The organism is Vibrio sp. V10_P2A27P122, assembly GCF_963874335.1.
Classification (GTDB): domain Bacteria; phylum Pseudomonadota; class Gammaproteobacteria; order Enterobacterales; family Vibrionaceae; genus Vibrio; species Vibrio anguillarum.
Genome location: NZ_CAWNHY010000200.1, coordinates 1 through 2475, shown reverse-complemented (window position 1 = coordinate 2475; position 2475 = coordinate 1). Strand labels below are relative to the sequence as shown.

The 2475-nt window shown below is 41.0% G+C and carries 4 protein-coding genes; 3 read left to right on the top strand and 1 reads right to left on the bottom strand.

The genetic code is table 11. From position 1 onward, the window contains the following. The 3 genes from AACQ17_RS08670 to AACQ17_RS08660 form a co-directional block, all read left to right on the top strand. Positions 1–183 (top strand): hypothetical protein (locus AACQ17_RS08670; RefSeq protein WP_170935177.1); only part of this gene is annotated, 183 nt, incomplete at its 5' end. 172 nt (positions 184–355) lie between these two features. Further along, positions 356–697 (top strand): hypothetical protein, encoded by a 342-nt coding sequence (locus AACQ17_RS08665; protein ID WP_094147965.1) that lies wholly within the window; start codon positions 356–358, stop codon positions 695–697. 218 nt (positions 698–915) lie between these two features. Continuing rightward, on the top strand, positions 916–1113 hold the full coding sequence (locus AACQ17_RS08660; RefSeq protein ID WP_094147969.1) for a helix-turn-helix transcriptional regulator: 198 nt from the start codon (positions 916–918) through the stop codon (positions 1111–1113). Here AACQ17_RS08660 and AACQ17_RS08655 read toward each other — a convergent pair. Further along, on the bottom strand, positions 1110–2348 hold the full coding sequence (locus AACQ17_RS08655) for a tyrosine-type recombinase/integrase (protein WP_094147967.1): 1239 nt from the start codon (positions 2346–2348) through the stop codon (positions 1110–1112). The genes AACQ17_RS08660 and AACQ17_RS08655 overlap by 4 nt on opposite strands. Positions 2349–2475: the final 127 nt, after the last annotated feature.

The window sequence follows — 2475 nt, the reverse complement described above, 5'->3', positions numbered from 1 at the left end:
GTTGAAATGGTTACTGAAGATGACATTGTTGGAATTGTTAAGTCTGGCGTATTAGGAATGGATGACGCTATAACATTAAGAAAAGAAATGCTTTCAGACCACTGCGATAAATGTAAAGAAAAAACTAAAGAGTGGCCAGAATGGAAAAGGAAAATGGCTGGCACTTTCTTAAAATCAGAATAGGGAGTGATAAGACAAATGGCAACGAATAGATTGTGCGAATCTTGTGGTGGCTTAGCTTTTATTACCATCTACAGACCTTTCTCTGGTGGCCCTAAATATTATTGTGAAAAGCACAAGCGAGAGCCTGACGAGGTTATGCCAAAAAATATTGATATCGAGAGGTTCAATAAAGATGGCAACTAAAGACATATCAATGTATCAGGTAATAATCTGCGTTGGATTAAACGCAAATAAAAATTTTAATGGGCGATCTGTAATTGATCGCCTTATGTGTTGGACAGGTCAGCCTAAGAAGGTATGCATAAGAGCAATTGACAGAGAGGTAAATAAAGGCAATGTTGATTATGGAGTTTCCATTGGCATGGCTTTCCTTACTGAAAAAGGCGTCAAAGAACTAGCTGAATGGGCGAATGCAAGAATGGATCGTCCATCTATTTGGTTTTGTACTAATTTTGGCGTTGCTGTTAAATCCACTATGGACGGAAAGATTTTAATCAATGGAGAGGTTTTATGAACATGGACTTGCCAGCTAAATTTAAAAAAACCTCGCTATGCTGCCACGTCAAGCAAGAGATAGAAGAATCTAGGCGACGCGATACCAGACGCATTGAAGTCAAAAGCATGCAATCAGCAATTTTTCTCTATTCCAATATTATTTCAAAAAGAATTCCAATCATCATTCAAAATTGTTAAATGTCTGTGTTTTTTAAAATCAGAGTAAGGAGTGATAAATTGAAAGTAATCAGACTTAAAGAAGTTATCGAGCTTACTGGCCTTTCCAAGTCAACGATCTACAGGCTAACTGAATCAAACAAATTCCCCAAGCAGTTATCACTTGGGGAGCGAAGCGTTGGATGGCTTGAATCAGAAGTTAACGAATGGCTGGAAAAACGCATCGATGATAGAAACCACCAAAAACTAATCGCTTAATCCCTTCTTAAAGCTTTAAAGCTCGTAACCGAAACAGAACCAAAACTTGCTTTTTCTATGTGATCACTCCACCAGCACATTAAAACTCTTCTTCTCTCCAAATAAGTAGCCCTATTGTAAGCCTTCCTAATCGCATTTCGCTCTACGTGAGCAAGTGACGTCTCTATGATATCAGAATCAAAACCTTGCTCATTTAGCGTGGTTGATGCCAGCGCGCGTAACCCGTGCGCTGTGGTTCTTCCTTTAAATCCAATTCTAGATAATGCCTTATTAATGCTTTCCGCATCCGTTGGCCTTTTTGGGTCGCGGATGGACGGAAATATATACTCCCTATGACCACTAAATGGCTTTAATACATCAAGGATGTTCATCATTTGAGGAGTGAGCGGTATTTCATGCACTCGCTTCATCTTCATTCGCTCTGGTGGAATAATCCAAAGCTGTTTATCAAAATCGATTTCGCACCACTTAGCGCCAGCTGCCTCGTTTGGCCGTGTCATGGTGTGCAGTTGCCACTCTATTAAGCATTTTGTTGTTATAGCCATATTGGCAGCGCCAACAGTCATTAGCAGCTCTGGTAGCTCTTCTGGTGAAAGTGCGTCCATATGCTTAACTTGCGGGCTTCGAAATACTTCCCTAATTCCTGTTAATGGGTTTGAGTGAACTAACCCGGCGTTAACCGCATATGTCATTACTTCATTCATGAGCTGCGCAGTTCGCTTGACTGTTTCAAGCTGGCCAGTTTTCTCCACCGGCTTTAATGCAGCAATAGCCATTGGTGCCGTGATTTTTGATACTGGTATCTTTCCGATCATCGGGAACGCATAAAGCTCTAGCTTTCGCCAGTTTCCCTCTATGGTTTTCTCTTTAAGCTTGTGCCTCTTTGTGTCCATCCATAGATCAGCAACTGCTCTAAATGTGCATTCCATTTCGCTGGTGGACCTAGCTTTGTTTTCCGCCTTAAGAAGTTGAGGATCTATCCCTTCTGAAACCATGCGTTTTATACCGAGAGCCTTGTCTCTTGCTTCGGAAAGAGATATGTCAGGATAAGATCCAAGACCTGCGAAAGTGGGCTTACCGTTTGACGGCTTGATGTATCTACACTCCCAAGCTTTAAAGCCGCTAACGCGAACGAGAAGATACAAGCCACCACCATCACTTAGCCTGTATGGTTTATCTTTTGGCTTTGCGTTCGCCGCCTCTTTTACAGTTAGTCCATTCCTTAACTTTGCCATACCATGCCCTAATGTATATGCAAAAAACCAGAGTCGTGCTCCTTTTTGAAGCGTGTATATTTCTTATTAATCCCTTACGTGCCAATGTTTCATGCAAGTTATTCATAAAGAAAATATAATGTTTTTG

Excerpts from the sequence above, each read along its gene's own strand:
- AACQ17_RS08655 (WP_094147967.1), bottom strand. The coding sequence starts at position 2,348 with ATGGCAAAGTTAAGGAATGGACTAACTGTAAAAGAGGCGGCGAACGCA.
- AACQ17_RS08665 (WP_094147965.1), top strand. The coding sequence starts at position 356 with ATGGCAACTAAAGACATATCAATGTATCAGGTAATAATCTGCGTTGGA.